The 17,442-nt window shown below is 58.6% G+C and carries 17 protein-coding genes; 9 read left to right on the top strand and 8 right to left on the bottom strand.

Translation table 11 applies throughout. From position 1 onward, the window contains the following. Positions 1-417: 417 nt before the first annotated feature. From WDJ57_RS10945 to WDJ57_RS10910, 8 genes are all read left to right on the top strand, one after another. The gene (locus WDJ57_RS10945) at positions 418-807 is read left to right on the top strand and encodes an urease subunit beta (RefSeq protein WP_380629450.1); all 390 of its coding nucleotides are present in this window, start codon (positions 418-420) and stop codon (positions 805-807) included. Then, on the top strand, positions 804-2,516 hold the full coding sequence (gene ureC, locus WDJ57_RS10940; protein WP_338900858.1) for an urease subunit alpha: 1,713 nt from the start codon (positions 804-806) through the stop codon (positions 2,514-2,516). The genes WDJ57_RS10945 and ureC overlap by 4 nt, the downstream gene beginning before the upstream one ends. Then, entirely contained in the window at positions 2,513-2,842 is a 330-nt protein-coding gene (locus WDJ57_RS10935) for an urease subunit gamma (RefSeq protein WP_338900857.1), read from the top strand. Before ureC ends, WDJ57_RS10935 begins: the two co-directional genes overlap by 4 nt. Further along, complete coding sequence (gene ureG / locus WDJ57_RS10930; RefSeq protein WP_338900856.1) at positions 2,839-3,459, top strand: urease accessory protein UreG; 621 nt, start codon at positions 2,839-2,841, stop codon at positions 3,457-3,459. The genes WDJ57_RS10935 and ureG overlap by 4 nt, the downstream gene beginning before the upstream one ends. Beyond that, positions 3,456-4,355 carry an urease accessory protein UreD gene (locus tag WDJ57_RS10925; protein WP_338900855.1) on the top strand — a complete coding sequence of 300 codons (900 nt, stop codon included), beginning with the start codon at positions 3,456-3,458 and terminating at the stop codon, positions 4,353-4,355. The genes ureG and WDJ57_RS10925 overlap by 4 nt, the downstream gene beginning before the upstream one ends. Further along, on the top strand, positions 4,355-4,993 hold the full coding sequence (gene ureE, locus WDJ57_RS10920; RefSeq protein ID WP_338900854.1) for an urease accessory protein UreE: 639 nt from the start codon (positions 4,355-4,357) through the stop codon (positions 4,991-4,993). Before WDJ57_RS10925 ends, ureE begins: the two co-directional genes overlap by 1 nt. Next, positions 4,990-5,742, top strand: a complete 753-nt coding sequence (locus tag WDJ57_RS10915; RefSeq protein WP_338900853.1) for an urease accessory protein UreF — start codon at positions 4,990-4,992, stop codon at positions 5,740-5,742. Before ureE ends, WDJ57_RS10915 begins: the two co-directional genes overlap by 4 nt. Before the next feature lie 207 nt (positions 5,743-5,949). Beyond that, a complete protein-coding gene (locus WDJ57_RS10910; protein ID WP_380629448.1) occupies positions 5,950-7,344 on the top strand; it encodes a dihydroorotase in 1,395 nt (464 codons plus the stop codon). Between the two features lie 106 nt (positions 7,345-7,450). On the opposite strand, the gene WDJ57_RS10905 is transcribed toward WDJ57_RS10910, so the two are convergent. Together WDJ57_RS10905 and WDJ57_RS10900 are read right to left on the bottom strand one after the other, a co-directional pair. Further along, positions 7,451-9,475: a TRAP transporter permease gene (locus WDJ57_RS10905; protein ID WP_338900851.1), complete on the bottom strand. Its 2,025-nt coding sequence runs from the start codon at positions 9,473-9,475 to the stop codon at positions 7,451-7,453. 74 nt (positions 9,476-9,549) lie between these two features. Next, positions 9,550-10,461: a TAXI family TRAP transporter solute-binding subunit gene (locus WDJ57_RS10900; protein ID WP_338900850.1), complete on the bottom strand. Its 912-nt coding sequence runs from the start codon at positions 10,459-10,461 to the stop codon at positions 9,550-9,552. A 375-nt stretch (positions 10,462-10,836) separates the two neighbouring features. On the opposite strand from WDJ57_RS10900, the gene WDJ57_RS10895 reads away from it, so the two are divergent. Further along, positions 10,837-11,421 carry a hypothetical protein gene (locus WDJ57_RS10895; RefSeq protein WP_338900849.1) on the top strand — a complete coding sequence of 195 codons (585 nt, stop codon included), beginning with the start codon at positions 10,837-10,839 and terminating at the stop codon, positions 11,419-11,421. Here the strand turns inward: WDJ57_RS10895 and WDJ57_RS10890 are convergent. The 6 genes from WDJ57_RS10890 to WDJ57_RS10865 form a co-directional block, all read right to left on the bottom strand. After that, complete coding sequence (locus tag WDJ57_RS10890) at positions 11,409-12,743, bottom strand: amidase (protein ID WP_338900848.1); 1,335 nt, start codon at positions 12,741-12,743, stop codon at positions 11,409-11,411. The two genes, WDJ57_RS10895 and WDJ57_RS10890, sit on opposite strands and share 13 nt — an antisense overlap. Then, complete coding sequence (locus tag WDJ57_RS10885) at positions 12,740-13,516, bottom strand: cyclase family protein (RefSeq protein WP_338900847.1); 777 nt, start codon at positions 13,514-13,516, stop codon at positions 12,740-12,742. The genes WDJ57_RS10890 and WDJ57_RS10885 overlap by 4 nt, the downstream gene beginning before the upstream one ends. 62 nt (positions 13,517-13,578) lie before the next feature. Further along, positions 13,579-14,112, bottom strand: a complete 534-nt coding sequence (locus tag WDJ57_RS10880) for a Rieske (2Fe-2S) protein (protein WP_338900846.1) — start codon at positions 14,110-14,112, stop codon at positions 13,579-13,581. A 2-nt stretch (positions 14,113-14,114) separates the two neighbouring features. Next, on the bottom strand, positions 14,115-15,212 hold the full coding sequence (locus WDJ57_RS10875; RefSeq protein ID WP_338900845.1) for an amidohydrolase family protein: 1,098 nt from the start codon (positions 15,210-15,212) through the stop codon (positions 14,115-14,117). Next, positions 15,209-15,622, bottom strand: coding sequence for a DUF3830 family protein (locus tag WDJ57_RS10870; protein WP_338900844.1), 414 nt, complete (start codon positions 15,620-15,622; stop codon positions 15,209-15,211). Before WDJ57_RS10870 ends, WDJ57_RS10875 begins: the two co-directional genes overlap by 4 nt. Further along, entirely contained in the window at positions 15,616-16,893 is a 1,278-nt protein-coding gene (locus tag WDJ57_RS10865; RefSeq protein WP_338900842.1) for a Zn-dependent hydrolase, read from the bottom strand. The genes WDJ57_RS10870 and WDJ57_RS10865 overlap by 7 nt, the downstream gene beginning before the upstream one ends. Positions 16,894-17,442: the final 549 nt, after the last annotated feature.

Below are 17,442 nucleotides of genomic sequence, written 5' to 3'. Positions count from 1 at the left end.
TACTTTCACTATCTACTATAATTTTTGTTTTTTAATTTACAGTAGTGTGGCGAGGGGAATGCAGGAATTTAAATTAGTGAAATTTACCAGCCATGTCGCTGAGCTTATTTATAAAAACTCTAAATTTTCTCACTTATTGTGGGCCATCTTGCCTTTCAGAGGCGGACATTCGAAATATCGCCGCCACCAGTAACTTCGCATAGACGCACCCTGAATAGTGAGTATGCATAGCATTGTGCTATCCACTGGTCTCGGATATTCAGGCCAATCGTGGATTTGTTCACGTCGTCAGGAGGGATACCTGTGATTGTATCCGCTTCCAAGCGACAGCGTAAATTCCGTGATTCAAGCGCCCCGGTATCAGCACATAAGGAGTAGTATGTCTCAGTCATACTGGACCAGCGGATGGAGGCTCTCGTGACGGATTTCGTTCCTGGTGAACTGTTCACCACTGACGACCCGATAACTATCAACGAGGGTCGCGAGACAGCGACAGTTACCGTTGAGAACACGGGTGACCGTCCTGCACAGGTAGGATCACACTTCCATTTTTTTGAGACCAACCCTGGACTCGAGTTCGACCGGAAAGCAGCCTACGGGATGCGACTCGACATCCCTGCCGGCACGGCAATCCGGTTCGAACCCGGCGCCGAACGCGATGTCGACCTCGTTGCAATCGGTGGGGATCGTATCGTTCACGGGATGGGTGGCCTCGTCGACGGCGAACTCGATGACGAGGAAGTCCGTGAGCGCGCGTTCGAACGCGCGATCGCACACGGGTATATGGAGGTGGAGGAAGGAGAATGAGCCGCGATTTGGCACGCAGCGAGTACACCGACCTCTTTGGTGCAACCGAGGGCGACCGCCTCCGACTCGGCGACACGAGTCTACTGGCCGAAATCGAGACAGATCACGTCACCCACGGGGACGAGGCGGTCTTCGGTGGTGGTAAGACAATGCGCGATGGGATGGGAATGAAATCCGGCGTCACACAAGCTGAAGGCGCCCTTGACTGGGTGTTCACGAACGTCGTGGTCCTCGACCCCGTCCTCGGAATCGAAAAAGGTGACCTCGGCGTCCGTGACGGCCGAATCACAGGCTTCGGCAAAGCGGGCAATCCCGATACGATGGACGGTGTCGACCCCAATCTTGTCATCGGACCGAGTACCGACGCAGTGCCAGCAGACGGCCTGATTGCCACACCCGGAGCGTTCGACATCCACGTTCATTTCAACAGCCCACAGCTGTTCGACCACGCGCTGGCAAGCGGTATCACGACCATGTTCGGCGGCGGCTACGGCGGTGGTGCGACCACCTGCACCCCCGGGCCACAGAACATCAAGCGCTTCCTACAGGCCGCCGAGGAGTACCCGATGAACGTCGGTTTCTACGGCAAGGGCAACAGCAGCAAGCCCAACGCAATCCGCGAACAGGTCGAGGCTGGCGCATGTGGGCTCAAGCTCCACGAGGACTGGGGGTCGACGCCTGCAGCCATCGATACTTGTCTCTCGCTGGCTGAAGACGCGGACATCCAGGTGTGTATCCACACCGACACGCTCAACGAATCCGGGTTCGTCGAGCATACGTTCGACGCGATCGACGGACGCGCTATCCACACCTTCCACATCGAGGGAGCGGGCGGCGGCCACGCCCCTGACGTACTGGAGCTCGTCGGCCACGAACACATGTTGCCATCCTCGACGAACCCCTCGATGCCTTACACCACCAACACGTTCGATGAACATCTCGACATGGTGATGGTCTGTCACCATCTCAATCCAGATGTCCCGGAAGACGTCGCATTCGCCGAATCGCGTATCCGCGCTGAGACAATCGCCGCCGAGGACGTCCTTCATGACATGGGTGCTATCAGCATCATGACCTCTGACTCACAGGCAATGGGGCGCATGGCCGAGGTCATCTCGCGCACCTGGCAGACTGCAGATAAGATGAAACAGCAGCGCGGACCACTCTCTGCGGACGAGGGAACAGATGCCGATAACACCCGCATCAAGCGGTACGTTGCGAAGTATACCAGCAACCCGGCGAGAGTAGCGGGCATCGACGAGTATATTGGAACACTCGAGCCGGGCAAACTCGCGGACGTGGTGCTGTGGGATCCGGCGTTCTTCGGGACGAAACCCCACTACGTATTCAAAGGCGGGTTCCCAGTCCACAGCGAGATGGGGGAGGCAAACGGGTCACTGATGACCTGTGAGCCAATTCTCCAGCGCGAACGGGCGGGCGCGAAGGGGAAGGCGAAGCAGGCACTGTCGGTGACGTTCGTCAGCGAGGCTGCCTACGAGGCTAACGTCGGGAGCGAGTACGGCCTCGAGACGCCGGTCCGGCCAGTCCAGGGGACGCGAGACGTTCAGAAGGGGGACATGCTGCACAACGACTACTGTCCCGACGACATCGACATCGACGCCCAGACGTTCGAGGTATCGGTCGACGGGGAACACGTCACCTGTGACCCGTCCGAGGAACTCCCACTCGCACAGCGGTATTACCTATGAAACTCACACCGAAAGAACAGGAACGGCTGACGGTTTTTATGGCAGCAGAACTGGCTAGGCGACGGAAAGAGCGTGGCATCGCACTCAACCATCCCGAGACGGTCGCATACATTGCTGACTGGGCGTGCGAGCGTGCACGTGAGGGCATGTCGGTTGCCGAAATCCGTCAGGACGCCACGACACTGCTTACACGCGAGGACGTGATGGACGGCGTCGCGGAGATGGTCGACATGGTACAGGTTGAGCCGATGTTCCCAGACGGGACAAAGCTCGTGACGATTCACGACCCGATCCGTGCTGACAGCCCACAACAGGTGGAAGAATGAGCCACAACGACGTCGCAACCGTCGGTCTGGGCGGGCCAGTCGGGTCTGGCAAGACCGCACTCGTCCAGCGACTCGTCCCGCGTCTCGACGATGCGGGCTACGACGTCGGCGTCATCGCCAACGACATCATGACGCAGGAGGACGCCGACAGACTGCGAAGCTCGTTCGCAGACCGGCTCCCTTCCGACCTCGTGACTGGTGTCGAGACCGGCGCCTGTCCTCACACCGGTATCCGTGAGGATCCCTCGATGAACATCGCCGCCATCGAGGAGTTTACCGAGTCGTACCCCGACCTCGACGTAGTACTGCTGGAGAGTGGTGGCGACAACCTCGCAGCGACGTTCAATCCCGAACTCGCCGACTACTTCCTCTTCGTCATCAGTGTCGCCGAGGGCGACGACATCCCGCGCAAGCGCGGGCCTGGCGTCACGGAGGCGGACCTGCTGGTGGTCAACAAAACGGATCTCGCCCCATACGTCGATGCGGACCTCGACGTGATGCGGCAGGATGCGTCGGAGGCTCGGGGCAACGAGCCGACCTGTTTTACGAACTGCAAGTCCGACGAGGGCATCGACACCGTGGTCGACCATATCGAACAGCAGGTCCTGTTTGCATGAGCTCAGTTCCGCCAGCGTTCGCGGCCTACGGGGAGGAAGAACTCGAGCAGGCACCGGCCTTCGGTCCGGGCAAGTCGGGCGAGTTCGAGGCGACGCTTGTTCGAGAAAAGGGCGGTGAGACGCGCCTGCTCCGCGAGTATACCAGGGTGCCTTACCACCTAACTGGAACGCTCGACGTAGACCCCGCGGACGGACTGACCACACTCTGCCTGCAGGAACCGACCGGCGGCGTCGCACAGGGGGACCGCCACTCGATAGACGTGACTGCTCGGGAGCGCGCCCGGGCACACGTGACGACACAGAGTGCGACGAAAGTCCACAGCATGCAGGCCAACTACGCCCATCTGGACGCGACACTCACCGCCGAACCGGGGTCGCATCTGGAGTATCTACCAGGCCCGACCATCGTCAACGAGAACGCTCGCTGTCTCCAGACAGTCTCGGTCGACTTCTCGGAGGACGCCGTCGTGGTCGTCGGCGACGTACTCGTTCCCAATGGACTCTCGAACCATGAGCCGTTTGCGTTCGACCACTACGCCAGCCACATTGAGGCACGCCACGATGGCGAGCTGGTCTGTGTCGATGCGGTTGACCTGCAGCCGGCGACCGGCGTGCCGGCTGACGCCGCGACGATGGGCAAGTACGGGGTTGTCGGCTCGCTGTATATCTTCGCGCCGACAGTAGAGATATCTCCGCTTACCGACGCCATTCACGACCGGCTCGAAACCGACGGCGATACCATGACGGGGGTGTCGGAACTCGCCGACGGCGTCGGCGTCGCGGTTCGCGTCCTCGGCAACCGGATGACCGACGTCTCCGATGCGGTGACCGCAGCGTGGGACGAAACGAGAAGTGCGACGCTGGCTGTTGGCGCTCCTGAGGACAGGTGGTACTGATGCAGAGGGTCGATGGTATCCTCGGGAACGTGAACGACGATGCCGAGCTGTCACGCAGTGTAGCGGTCCACGAGAAGGACGGGTCACTCGAACGTGTCGTCATTCCCGCTGGGGACCGCCACAGGTCACGTCTGCGAGTCGAAACCGACGCCGGGAAAGACCTCGGTATCGTGGTCGATGAACCACCACTGTATGCCGGTGACGTGCTCGTTCTGGACGACGACCGCGCGGTCGTAGTCGCTTTTGAGGACGAGGAAGCAGTCGTCATTGACCTGCCGGAGCCGTCCAGCGAGGGTGTCGTGACGGCGGTCGAACTGGGTCATCGCATCGGCAACCTGCACTGGGACCTTGCCATCCGCGACGGCGCGGCGTACATACCGGTGGCCGCGGACCGCCATATCATCGAGAACGTCCTCGCCGAGTCGCTTCCCGCAGGCGTCGAACCCCGGTACGAGATGGTGGATGCCTCGCTGTGGGTCGGGGGTACGCCCGACAACGGTGGAACGGAACACGACCATGGAGCCGACCACAGCCACGACCACGAACACACGCATTCGGACGACTACAGATATGCGCATTCCGAGGGATACGACCACGCGCATGGTACCAGTCATTCTCACGGAGGCGACGAGACGTGACTGACGCGTCGTTCCTGCTGGCGATGCGTCTCGCGGACTCCTTTCTGCCAGTCGGAACACACACGGCATCGTACGGCATCGAACAGTACGTCAACGACGGGCGAATCGAGACGGCCGAGGAACTGGGTGCGCTCATCGAAGCGTACCTCGAACGCATCGTCGGTCCGACCGATGTCGTCGCGCTCGGAAACGCACACGCTGCAGCTACAGAGGGAACTCTCGACGGCGTCTGTACGGCAGACCGGCGACTGCATGCAGCGATGCTTCCAGCGGAGTTCCGGGACAGCTCGACGAAAGGCGGTCACAAACTACTGGAACTTCTGACCGAAACCGACGGTCAGCTGTTCCCTGCCATGGACGATGGAGCAGTGGCGGATGGTGTAGTCGCAGACGGAGCCGGTGACGACGTTGCCACGGCCTACGCAGCAGCCGTCGGGGACGGCGAGACGCCGGGCCACTACGCTGTCGCGCTGGGTGTCGTCGGCCAGCGAGGAGGGCTCTCCAAGCGGGAGGCATCTCTCCTGCAGGCGTACTCGTTCGTGACGGAACTGCTCGGGGCCGCCCAGCGACTTGGCCAGTTCGGCCACACTGCGATTCAGGCCCAGCTTGCGCACCTACTGCCGGTCGTCGAGGACATCTGTGATACGTATGCCGATTCCGACCTCGACCGACTATCGTCGTTCGCCCCACTCGCGGAGATTATGGGGATGCACCACGAACGCGCAGACCGGCGATTGTTCATGAGCTGAGCGCTCCGGGGACAGCGGACACCGTGAGACGAGATTGTTCGGTAGTCGACAAACCACGCACTCCTAAACAAGACAGCAGAACATCTGAGCTGGGTACGCGTCCAGCGCGCAAATATCGGCACGATGCCCGATGTTTTTATTGCCAACAGACAAGAGACAGATAGACAGACGACGACCGCAAGCTGCGACTGGAGATTCATCAAACCAATGGGAATCGATACAGTAATCTCAAACGGAACGCTGGTATGGGCTGACAGAACACGAGAATGCGACCTCGCAATCGATGGTGAAAAAATCGTCGCAGTCGGGGACAGAGAGACGTTTCCCTCGGCAACGGAGGAAATCGATGCGTCGGGCAATTACGTGCTGCCGGGACTCGTGGATCCACACGTCCATCTCGAATGTTATTACTCGCAGGATAGTTACGAATCCGGTACTCGTGCTGCGGCACTGGGTGGTGTGACGACGTGCATCGCGTTCGCGTGGCAGGCGTGGGCGAACGATGCACCAGATAGCATGAGTACGTTCGAGGAAGACGGGACGTTGCTCGAAGCAATCGACCGTCACAAACGACGGGGGGAGGACGCACTCGTCGATTTCGGGCTACACGGTGGGATAACTCGTCCCGACCCAGCAGTGTACGACGAACTCGGTGACGCCGTTTCGGAGGGCGTCACCTCCTTCAAAATGTTCACGACCTACGAAATCGGACTTTCGAACGGCTTTCTCGACAAACTCTTCGAGGAAATCGCCGAACACGACGGGATTGCAGTGCTACATACAGAGGACGACGACGTCTGTGAGGCGCGAACCGAGCGTCTCAAAGACCAGGGGAGAGGTGACGTGGAGGACTATCCCGGCACTCGGCCAGCGTTTGCAGAGGCGATGGCTGCAGACGACGCAGTTCGGATGGCCAGGGAAGCGGGCGTCCAGTACTACGGCTTTCACACCTCCTGTGGCGCTGCCGGGGACGTTCTCGCCGATGCACAAGACGACGGCACGCAGATTCGCGCGGAAACGTGTCCGCACTACCTGACGCTGGACCAGTCCGCGTACGAAACACAGGGAACACTGGCCATGATTGCCCCACCACTCCGAACCCAACGGGACATCGAAGCACTGTTTGACCATCTAGAGCGGGACACACTGAGTGTCATCTCGACGGACCACACGTCGTTTCAGAAATACAAAAAAGAGGTCGACGACTGGTGGGACTCAACGTTCGGTGCCAATAGCGTGCAACGGAGCCTGCCCGTCTTCCACGACGAAGCAATCGTCAGTCGAGACTACTCGTATCCGTTTCTCGTCCGACTCATGTGTACCCGACCAGCAGAGACGTTCGGACTGCCGAACAAAGGGACGCTCGATCCAGGAACAGATGCCGACGTCGTTATTTTCGATCCGGATGCCACACAGACCATCAGGGCGGCGGACAATGAATCAGTCTCCGATTACTCTATCTACGAAGGGCGGGAGGTTGTCGGGCAGGTCGAAACGACGCTCGTGCGTGGGAGCGTTGTCGCCGACGGCGGGGAAATTAAACGAGAACCGGGCTACGGCAATTTCATTGAACGCGAGTGTCCGGACTGGGAGCCACTGTGAGAGACTGAACGCGTAGTTCGCAGCTGGCAGTTCGCTTTTGTGCCCGCTGCCAGTGGTGGTCGTCGCATCGGTGTAGCGCCGGAACAAAAAAGAGAATCGCTCTGTTCTAGTCGGAGGAGCTGAGTATATTCTCTCCTTCACTCAGCAGCAATCGCATACCGAAGCGCCGGATGACATACAGGATTCCTGCAGTTGCAAGGACGCCGTACTGTACGAGTGGGTCGGGGTGGATGACTGCTGTCGCTCCAGTCCCGAAATAAATAATCCGCACGAGAAGGTTTGTGATACGGGGCTCGTTTTCCCGCCGGACGAAATTCATCCCGTAAATCAGCGTTACGATACCCAGGAGGACGCTGACGCTCGTCAGGAGCGACGCCAGGCTGAGTCCGTCGGTAACCAGCGTCGGCTTGAACAGGAACGCGATTGGAAGGATGTACAGCGTCGCACCGATTCGGATTGCTTCCAGGCTTGTGAGCCAGAAGTCAGAATCGGCGATACCGGTCGTCACCACGACCGCGATTGCGATTGGGGGAGTGATGCCGGACAAGACCGCACCATAGAAGACGAAGTAATGGGCTGCGATTTCTGGCACGCCGAATTCGCCGACGAAGGTCGGTGCAATAAGGATAGCGACGATTGAATACGCCGCGACAGTTGGCATCCCCATATCCATCACGAACGAGAGGACCATGCCGAGAATGGCCGCAAAGATGAGAACACCACCAGAGATGCTGATGATCGCAAGCGCCAGCATCCCCGGCATACCCGTCGAATTCAGAAGGTCGACGATGACGTTGATCAGCGCAATCATCAGGGCAATGGGTGCCAGCGATTTTGCACCGAACGTGACTCCATCCAGCGTTTGTCCTAGCACCGTTTTGAGGGTTTCCGTGACGCTCTCGGTCTGAGACACCATACTTTGTATCAGCGGAATGCTAATTCCGGTGGCAAACATCAAGCCTGCGGTCAGCAGGGCCGACGTGACCACCGTGAAGTTAGCAATACCAAGCAGGTAGACCAGTGCGAAGAACGGAATACCGAAGCGGACGGCACTGACGATGAGGTCAGTTCGGCTCTTCGAATTATCGAGTGCTGTCTCCGGATCGATACGCAGGTCGTCGGCGTAGCGCTTGGTGGCGAAGTGAATGGCAATTGCGACGCTGAAATAGAAAAACAGCGCGGGAAGCATTCCCGCAATCAACACGTCAGTGTAGCTGGTTCCGAGAAACGATGCCATCAAGAACGCTGCCGAACCCATCACGGGGGGCATCACTTGTCCACCGGATGAGGCAACAGACTCGATGGCCGCTGCCGTCCGTCCGGGTAGCCCGCTTTCTTTCATTAGTGGGATGGTGAACGATCCAGTCATCGCTGCATTCGCGCTTTTTGCTCCGTTAATCGAGCCAATCAGCATACTCGAGATGACGGCCGTCTGGGCGATTCCGGAGCTCATAAAGCCAGCTGCCCGAATCGAGATCCGCTTGACGAGATCGAACCCGCCATACGCTCTAATGAGTCCTGCGTACAGCAGGAAGGGGGCGACCCAGGCAGCGACAATCCGGGTGACCGACCCGTACAGCCCTCGTATGTCCAGTACACTCACCTCAATGAGGCGTTCGAACGAAAGCCCCGCGTGGGAAAAAAGGCCCGGGAAGTACTGTCCGTAGAAACTGTAGACCATCGTCAACAGCACGAGCAAGAGAAATCCGAGTCCGAACCCATCGTACGTCAGATAGAACATGGCCAGAAGCAGGGCGGCCCCGAGGATGTACTCGTGTTCGAAAATCGTAATCGGCCGCGTGACGAACAGTTCCTCGAACGTCACGAAGAGATACACCGAGACGGCGACGACCACGACCATAGACGCAACGAGCAGCAGCTGCTGGATGCGAGAGGGTTCGTCTTCTTCCACATGTTCGCCCTCTGCTGCGGTGCCGTCCCCGCCGTCAAGCCGGGAGAACACGTAGATGACGGCGCCGCCGCCGACGAAAAAGATCGCAAACTGGGGTCGCGGTAACCAGTAGGTTATTCCATAGTACAGTACTACCCCCCAGTAGATGACTGAGAGGAAGATTATGAAATGTCGTAACGGCTCTTGTTTGAGTTTCGTCTGTAACGAGTTGAGGTTCATTTGTACAAAAATTGGTGAGTAGTCGATGGACTAGTTATCAGCTGTTGATAGTGATTGCTGTTGCAGTTGTCGAGTCACAGGTCTGCTTCCGTCATGCTGTCGTCCCAGATATCCTGTTCTCTGAAGAACTCTGCCGCGCCGGGATGAATCGGAACGTCCGGGAGCAGGAAGCTGTTCATACTGCTCGGGTCCGAGTGGTCGAGGTACTGCGACATCGAATTCTGTAAGACGTCCGGATGTTCGTGACTCACGCGAGCCATCTCGTAGACCGCATCTGCGGGCACGTCCTCTCCGAAGCAGAACTGGACGCCGTTGTTCCATGCCATGACGGAGTCGGCGCCGACGTCCTGACTCCAGCCGTACGGTTCGATCTCTTCGGGTTCGATGGACGGCGTGTCTTCGACTGCACTGATGAGTTCGTCGGACGTCTCGACCACGTGAACGTCTTCTCTGGCTTCGATTTCCGTCGCCCATCCCGGAATGCCCGCGTAAGAAGCCCCTTGCCCGAAGAAGGCGTCCACACGCCCCTCTCCGATTGCCCGGGCCAGGTCACCCGCTGGGAGGTTGACGATCTTTTCCTCGATGTTCTCCCACTCGCCCATGTTCTGGTACAGGACTTCCTGAAGCAACCGCGAGCCCCAAGCTGCTGGGAACATCCAGACGTTGACGTCCTGTTCCAGAATGTCCTGAGTCGTCTGGATGCCACTCCCGTCGAGTGCCATCCAGTAGTAATGGAACACCAGATTGTTGAACCCCTGTGGTGCAACGTCCTGAGGTTCGCTGAACGGCTCCTGTCCGTTCTGTGCACCGACGAGGGTAAAATTCTCCGTCGAGTAGGAGTCTGTCTCACCATTGTTGTACAGTTGCACACTGGCTGGATTGCCACCGGAGTCAGAGACCTGCAGTTCGACCGAGTCCGACTCCTCTTCGAGCGCCCGCTGGAGGGCCTGTGCGGTCCCCAGACTGAACGTCCCCGATCCGGTCATGGTGAGCGTGGTGGTACTGCTCTCCCCGCCAGAGTTCCCATCACTGCCATCGCTACTTCCACCGTCGCTGCCGTCGCCACCGTCACCGCCATCTCCGCCACTGGAACACCCAGCAAGCCCGACCACCGACGCAGCACTGGCGGCCTTGAGGAAGTTCCGGCGTGACCTCTTTTCTGCGAATCTGTTTGTCGAATTGCCCGCACTATTCGTTGACGATTGGTTACTGCTTTCTCCACTCATATGGCCGATTCCAGTCTGTAGTAGTAATTGGTGTACATATAATGATTTTCTCTCCCGCAATATTACCACGGCGTTTGTTCGAGAATGTTACCGAACTCCGCACGAATATATAGTCGGCCGCTCACGCTAGAGGTGATGCCGCGAGTACCACGTGTTGATCCAGCATCGCTTCCCGACGAGTACGAGATTCTTGAGGAGGAGTCTGACGCACTCGATTCCACCATTACGGCCGAGTGGTGGAACTCCCAGTCGACTGTTCAGACGTTCGGTAACAACGTCGATCTCGCCGAAACGCACGTCCACGCGAACGTCTCAATGTGGACCCAGACCAACCTCACACCACAGGAGGTCGAATACGTCATTCTGGCAGTCGGACGTGAACTGGATTCGGCCTACGAGTGGCACGACCACGCGATTGCGGCCGTCGAACGCGCCGGCATCGACGAGGAGAATGTTATTGCCATTGCCGAGAAAGACACAGACGCACTCCCGGAGAAAATCAGCGTACTGGTCGAATACATCTACGAGTTCGTCGCCTTGTCAGGTGGCGTCAGCGACGAGACACACGAGGCACTGACAGGACACTACGACGATAGCACGGTCGTCGGCATCGCAATGCTCGCCGCCTACTACGTGTTCATATATTACGTCGCGTCTGCGCTCGGGCTCGAACTCGATGAGGATTTCGTCGGCTGGAATCTCGAGAACTATCCGGTCTGAGTGCTGTCGAGATCCGCGTCAGCGAGACGCTCTCTGAGTGTCGCTGCGATTGACAACAGCGTTTCGTCATCTCCGTGTGCAGCGATACACTGCAGACCAAGTGGAAGTCCAGCGTCAGTTTTGCTCGATGGGACCGTCACGGCTGGGAGACCTGCGTGTGTCCACGGCAGATTCATCACCGGGTCACCGGAGTCGTCGAGTCCCTCAGGTGCTGGCCCGCGTGCCGCAGGAGCGAGCAGTACGTCGAGGTCGAACTGTGCCATTGTTTGCTCGATGGTGTGACGGGTGCGCTGTTGACTCAGCCGTCCGTCGCCGACGGCGTTGAGGTCCGTCTGCCAGCCGTTCTCGACCATCGCCGCCGAGTCCGGGTGGTACCTGTCGCCGTACTCGACGTACCAGTCCGCGTGTTCCATCGCAGCCTCGGCCTCGATCATCGACTCGTGTCGCTCGTTGAGAGCCCCGATGTCGTTGAACAACTGAACTCGGTCGACGGTGATGCCAGATCGTTCGAGTGCCGAAATCTGGGTCTTGAAGTGTTCACGCCCAGTCTCGGTCGCCTGTTCGAGGTACCCTCCCGCTGGGATGCCAACGCTAGAAGAGGTCGTCAAATCCGGCGCCCTGGTCCAGTTCGAACAGAGGACGCTCGCGGCGAGTTCCATTCCCGGGACGTCCTGTGTGAACATGCCGACCTGGTCGGCTGAGGGAGAAAACGGGACGATACCGTCTGTCGAGAGGCGACCCTTGCTGGGTTTGAAACCGACGATCCCACAGAAGGCAGCGGGACGTACGATAGAGCCGACGGTCTGTGTACCGAGCGCGAGTGGCACGAGGCCGGCGGCAACGGCAGCAGCAGAGCCGCTGCTTGACCCACCGGGCGTGTGAGAAAGCGCGTGTGGGTTTCGGGTTGGCCCGGTCGGCGAGGACGCGAACTCAGTCGTGACGGTCTTTCCCATCACGAAAGCGCCCGCCTCCCGAAGCGTCGTGACGACGGGCGCCTCAGGGCTTTCGAACGTGGACGGAGGCAAGTCCGACCCCGCTCGGGTCGGAAAACTGTCGACGCTGAAGATGTCTTTGACACCCACGTTCACGCCGTAGAGCGGCGGCCTCACCGAGGTTCGCTCCCAGCGTTGTCGAACTCTCTTGACGGACTCCCGGAGTGTCGTGAACTCGGGGGTTTCCACAAACGACTGGAGGTCGTCTTCGACAGTCTCGACGCGTGCTTCGACGTCGTCGTAATAGGAGTCAAGATCCTGTTGCCCGCTGCGTAGCGCTCGAACCGTCTCGGAGAGTGCCGCGGAGTACCGTTCGATCGATTCGGTCATTCGATTATCGCCACCGGTCTGATCGGGGAGCCAGTTCCGTCACGGACTTTCAGTGGGAACGCAGACAGCGTGAACCGCTTGCCGACGACTGTGTCGAGATTTGCCATGTTCTCGATGTTGATCATCTCCATCTCTGCGCACACGTCATGGGCGGGAAATTCAGCCGTTTCCGCTGCGGTGCCGTGGTCGATGCTCGGGGCGTCGATGCCGATGTTTTTGATTCCTTGTTTGCCAAGCCACCGCGTGGCATCACCGGTCAGGCCCGAGTATTCGTACTGGTAAGCGTAGCGTTTTTCGTGATCGTCGACCGCGTAGTGTTCGTCACGGTGGCCGGTGTAGAGCGTAATCGCGTCCCCCTCTTGTATCGTGAGGTCGTGTTCGTTGAGACTGGCTCTGATGTCGTCGGCTTCGATGAACTCGTCGCTCGTGACGTGTGAGACATCAACGCCAACAGCGTCGCCGTAGAACCAGTCGAGGCCCATCTTGTCGATGCTTTCCTCCCGCGTCGGGTCGATGTGACAGAGCGCATCCACGTGCGTCGGACCATGTTCACTGACCAGTATCGTCCGGACGAGCGGGTTTTCTTCTTTTTCTCCCGCTCGTTTGGCACCCAGTTTTCGCTTGATTGTCCCGGTTTCTTTGCCCAGTTGCTTCCGGAGGGTGTAGGCTTGCTCCTCGTGGAAGTGCGTGGTCCAGAACTGAGTTCGCTCGTGTCCGGGAAACACTGGCTGGTCTTCCTCAATGTACCCCGAAAGGTCGATGAGTTCTACCATCACCGCACTATTCTGCACAGACGTAATTATATATTGGTATAAGGTCAAACTCCGCCACAAGATTAGACGTAGACCACTACGATTTCATCTCTCACGTCGGTGTCGTACGTCTCGATAGGTGGTGCATCCTCACATAGTTCAGTCCTACAGTCGTTCGGTTCGTCGTGTGCGGCTCGCTCGTCTGCTGCTGTCTCCGGAGGCGTCTGGGTCGCCTTCCCGCTCTGTGGTGTTGCTGTCGGCTCTTCGTTCTGTGCAGGTCGAGATTCGACGTCGGTATCGTAGGTCCGTGTTCGCAGTCGGTGGGGGTTGTAGACCGATTCACCGGTCTTGATATCGAATTCCCACTTGTGCCACGGACATCTGATTATCTCACCCTCTTTCTCCCAGTTGTACTCGCCAACAGCATCGGCTGGCGACAGTGTACCACCGATAGTTCCCTCACACAATGGAGCAAGATGGTGTGGGCAGACATTCCTGAGGGCGTGGAACTCGCCAGCGACGTTGAACACACCGATCGACTCGCCGTCTATCTCGACAATCCGTCGCTCACCGGGTGGTAGCTCCGCAACCGGACAGACCGGATGTGGGTCACTCATATCTATACCAGGCCCTTGGTGGTCGGCAGATCATACAGCTCCATTGCCGTTCGATACATGATCTGCTCGGTCAGGTCGGACGGAAGCGGCGGGAGACCAGGCTGACGTGAGCCGTTCCAGTAATCTCCGTCCCAGTGTGGAAAGTCACTCGAAAACATCAGCGTATCTTCTGCGGTGATCATTTCGAGAAGCTGTTTGAAGTACTTGGGATTCGGTGGTTCGGGGACCGGTTGTTGCGTGAACTTGACGTGCTCGCGCATGTACTCACTGGGCGCTCGCTCCAGCCACGGCACCTGTCTGCGACACGTTTTGAAGTTCTTGTCCATCCGCCACATCAGGTGGGGGGCCCAGAAAAAGCCACCTTCGGCAGCGACGACGGTCAACTCGGGAAACTCCACGAACACCCCCTCGCAGATGAGACTGTTTATTTGCTGCATGTAGGTCGTCGGAAAAATGTTGTGGTGCTCGAAATACGTGCTGGGATGACCAGCACTGGTAGTCGTCCCGCTCAGCCCTGCGCCGTCACTGGCCACGTGCATTGCAACTGGCAGCCCCATCTGTTCTGCAGCGTCGTAAAGCGGCCAGAACTCGTGCTTGCCCAGCAGATTATGAGAAGCACTGTTGATAATTACCTGGACGAACTGCGGATGGTCGCCGTACTCACGAATGATGTCCGCTGCGGCGGCAGCATTTTGTTGTGGAACGTATATCGAGGCGAGAAACCGGTCGTCGGCTGGGAGCCACGAATCCATGACCCATTCGTTGACCGCTCGCGCGAGTGTGGTCGCATAATCCCTGTTCGGAAGGAGATTGAGACCGAGGGCGTCCCCGTTGAGAAGGGCGTAGTCGATGTCGTTCTCCTCCAGATGATTCTCCCGAACCCGGTCGGGAGATGTCCACCCTCGCTGATTGCCGTCTATCAGGTCGTCACGTGTCCGATATCCTGACGGATTGCCGTAGGGAGTCGATGGCACGTCCGGTAGCGAGGGTCCCGACGTATTCTTGAACCGATGTCTGTGTCGGTCCGGGACATGGCGGGCAATCTCATCAAGCGAGTCCCACATCTGATGTACGTCTGTGTCGATGATGGGGACACTCATTGAATTTCCTCGATTCGCACTGTCTGCTCGCCATCTTCCAGCGTCGTCTGTTCGAGTGAACGGAGACGGTCACGCTCATCGGATATCGTCGCAAAGTGATTGCCGGCCAGTTCCCCCGCGGGGCTCTTGAAACACGTCGGTCCACAAGGAAGCAGAATCTCTTGTTCGTTTCGGTAGCCCGGATATAACAAGATGTCTCCACACGAGGGATACACGGTGTGGTTTTCGCGTGGAATGTCCGGGAGTGTGAGGTCGTCGATGTTAATCCACGTCGCAATCCCGCTCCATCTGACGTGCATGAGTGTCGATTCGAGTGGGAGCAGTTCCCTGACTCCGGCAGCTGTTTCCGGAGCGCGCTGGTCGTGTATCTCTGCCGTGAACGTCATCTCGTTCGTGGTAATCTCTAGCATTGTTGGTGTGCCCCAGTTCTGGCGAGTTCTGCGAGGGCCTCTGCGAGTACTTCCGTCGCAACGATGCAATCGTCCCATGCAACGGACTCTTTTGGAGAGTGTGAGTGGCCACCTTCCGAGGGAACGAAGACAAGCCCTGCCTCTGTCACGTCAGCAACCTGCATCGTATCGTGGCCGCCGCCCGAATGGACGGACATGGTCTCTGCGCTACAGTTGTCTGCGGCAGTCTGTAGGACGTCCTGAACTGCCGGTGACAGCGCCGTTGGCGAGACGTCGTAGGTAATCTCCAGTTCGGCGTCCACTCCGTAGTCAGTCTCGATGGCTGCTACCGAGCCTTCAACAGCGTCCAGTTGGGTGTCGATCTCGGCAGCACAAATCGACCGGATGTCCAGCGACAGCGAAACCGACCCGGGAACCACGTTTACCACGTTCGGTCCGACGTTGAGTTCCCCGACCGTTCCGACAGCTGTGCCCGTTCCGGTCGCGGAGAGGTCCGACGCAGTCTCCTCGACAGAACGGACGAGTTCACTGGCAGCCACCAGTGCGTCGCTCCGCTCGGCCATGCCAGTCGTTCCAGCGTGGTCTGCTTCTCCCTGAATGTGGACTTCCCCGCGGACTGTGCCAGTGACGTCGGTTACGATACCAATGGGAACGTCCGCCGCCTCAAGAGAACCACCCTGTTCGATATGTAGCTCCAGCCATGCAGCCCACTCACCGGCGTCGAGCCGACCAGCCCCCTGATACCCTATCGTTCGGAGTGCCTCTCGCAATGTCACGGTCCCGTCGGACAGCGAAAGTGCTTCATCCACGGAGAGGTGTCCCGTGGCGACGGACGACCCCAGTACACCGTCCGCAAACCGTGTGCCCTCTTCCCCGGTAAAACAGACGACTTCGAGTGGTCGCCGCAGTTCCACACGACTGCGTTGGATGGCCCGAACGGCTTCCAGTGCGGCGTACACCCCCAGCGCGCCGTCGAAGATGCCACCGCGCGGAACGGAGTCGAGGTGGCTTCCCGCTGCGACCGGGGCCACATCAGGAGTGGTTCCCGGAGGTGTCCACCGACCAGCGATGTTACCAACGGCGTCGACCCGGACCTCGAGACCAGCGTCTTCCATTTGATTGATGAGATAGTCGCGGGCCCCTCCGTTTGCTTGGTCACCGGGAAGAACAGTTCGTCCGCGGCCGACATCCGCATCGATGTCACCAAACGTCGCGTTCTGGCGGATGTCAGTCTGGAGTGTGTCACCGTCAATACTGAATTGACTCGTCATAATCCTACGACTGACCGAGGAGACACTCGCAGACCAGAGGTGCAGTTCCGAATCGGCCGCATCTGTCGCCGCGTAGAACGTCGTGTTCCATAGACACAGGGGACGCCATCTGGCCATACGGGAGAGCAGGCAGATGTGCCACTGCGGGCGACGCTCAGTTCATCTCCGGGGGGGCATCCGACAGTACCTCTGCGTGGTGGATAGCGGTCTGGAAACATTGTTATTTTTGCTCCGGCTTCACTAGCAAACTGTCACCTGGTGCCTAAAATAACTTTTCAATCGGACAATCCTGTCCGGGCGTCAGAACTACTGCACTCCAGAGTTGAGGTCTCGCTTCACTCACTGATTACCAACAACCAATTTGGCCAGGTTTTTCAGAATGGAGTCGGGAACTGTTCCAGGCTCACCCAGTAGGGGGAGTTGTTGACCAACTCTGTTCCCATATTCCGAACGAGTACATTACAAGTACACGACGTAGGAAGACAAGCCGACAGAACAGAACCGAGCGCGCTGGCGTTAGGAAGCAGTAGCTAGAGTTTTTTTACCACC

Origin of the sequence: Salinibaculum sp. SYNS191 (assembly GCF_037338445.1) — an archaeon.
Classification (GTDB): Archaea; Halobacteriota; Halobacteria; order Halobacteriales; family Haloarculaceae; genus Salinibaculum; species Salinibaculum marinum.
Note: the sequence above shows the minus strand (reverse complement) of the source record. Positions and strands in the feature narration are given on the sequence as shown.

Coding starts and splice junctions, on each gene's coding strand:
- WDJ57_RS10870 (WP_338900844.1), bottom strand. CDS start 15,622: ATGCTAGAGATTACCACGAACGAGATGACGTTCACGGCAGAGATACAC.
- WDJ57_RS10880 (WP_338900846.1), bottom strand. CDS start 14,112: ATGAGTGACCCACATCCGGTCTGTCCGGTTGCGGAGCTACCACCCGGT.
- WDJ57_RS10875 (WP_338900845.1), bottom strand. CDS start 15,212: ATGAGTGTCCCCATCATCGACACAGACGTACATCAGATGTGGGACTCG.
- WDJ57_RS10890 (WP_338900848.1), bottom strand. CDS start 12,743: ATGACCGAATCGATCGAACGGTACTCCGCGGCACTCTCCGAGACGGTT.
- WDJ57_RS10935 (WP_338900857.1), top strand. CDS start 2,513: ATGAAACTCACACCGAAAGAACAGGAACGGCTGACGGTTTTTATGGCA.
- ureE (WP_338900854.1), top strand. CDS start 4,355: ATGCAGAGGGTCGATGGTATCCTCGGGAACGTGAACGACGATGCCGAG.
- WDJ57_RS10900 (WP_338900850.1), bottom strand. CDS start 10,461: ATGACCGGATCGGGGACGTTCAGTCTGGGGACCGCACAGGCCCTCCAG.
- WDJ57_RS10895 (WP_338900849.1), top strand. CDS start 10,837: ATGCCGCGAGTACCACGTGTTGATCCAGCATCGCTTCCCGACGAGTAC.
- ureC (WP_338900858.1), top strand. CDS start 804: ATGAGCCGCGATTTGGCACGCAGCGAGTACACCGACCTCTTTGGTGCA.
- WDJ57_RS10905 (WP_338900851.1), bottom strand. CDS start 9,475: ATGAACCTCAACTCGTTACAGACGAAACTCAAACAAGAGCCGTTACGA.
- WDJ57_RS10885 (WP_338900847.1), bottom strand. CDS start 13,516: ATGGTAGAACTCATCGACCTTTCGGGGTACATTGAGGAAGACCAGCCA.
- WDJ57_RS10910 (WP_380629448.1), top strand. CDS start 5,950: ATGGGAATCGATACAGTAATCTCAAACGGAACGCTGGTATGGGCTGAC.
- WDJ57_RS10925 (WP_338900855.1), top strand. CDS start 3,456: ATGAGCTCAGTTCCGCCAGCGTTCGCGGCCTACGGGGAGGAAGAACTC.
- ureG (WP_338900856.1), top strand. CDS start 2,839: ATGAGCCACAACGACGTCGCAACCGTCGGTCTGGGCGGGCCAGTCGGG.
- WDJ57_RS10865 (WP_338900842.1), bottom strand. CDS start 16,893: ATGACGAGTCAATTCAGTATTGACGGTGACACACTCCAGACTGACATC.